We start from the raw sequence: 601 nt of genomic DNA on the forward strand, positions 1-601 counted from the left end.
TGGATCACCTCCTTTCTAAGGAAGAAGAAGTAAGGGTTTTACGTACTGTTGAGTTTTCAGGGCATAGCCCGTAAGTGCAAACCTCACGAACAAGTTCGTTCGGTCGCGGCATTCGCCGCTTATAGAATGAACCAAACAAAATCGCTTATGAAAGCAAGCTTTCAACACGATTTCTTATTGATTCGTTCTGCACTTACTCATGAAAACACGAAAATTCCGGTGCCGATGCGCTTATGGGACACACCCGTTCCCATCCCGAACACGACGGTTAAGACGTAAGCGGCCGATGGTACTATGCTGGAGACGGCATGGGAGAGCAGGTGGATGCCAGATTTATTTGAAAAATACTCGAAAGAGTTTTCAAATAAAACAGACATGTTCTAGCGGGTGGAGATAAAGGCGAAGTTCGCGATGATGAATGTGTTAACCCGTTCCAGCAGGGTAATGCTGTTAATAACTGGTTTTTACCAGTGATTAGTAAGTTCAAGTATATTGAACTCGCTAATGACTGATAAACTTCAGTCAGAACGTACCTTGAAAATCACATATTGAAATAATTGATCTTAAATATTTAAGATACAAGACATCCGAGGCGTATCGA

Annotated in this window: 1 rRNA gene; it reads left to right on the top strand. The window is 42.3% G+C overall.

What is annotated here, in order from left to right:
• The first annotated feature begins 215 nt into the window (after positions 1-215).
• Positions 216-333, top strand: a 5S ribosomal RNA gene (gene rrf / locus DW677_RS18150).
• Positions 334-601: the final 268 nt, after the last annotated feature.

The organism is Clostridium sp. AM25-23AC (assembly GCF_003435125.1).
In the GTDB taxonomy this organism is placed as follows: Bacteria; Bacillota; Clostridia; order Lachnospirales; family Lachnospiraceae; genus Pilosibacter; species Pilosibacter fragilis.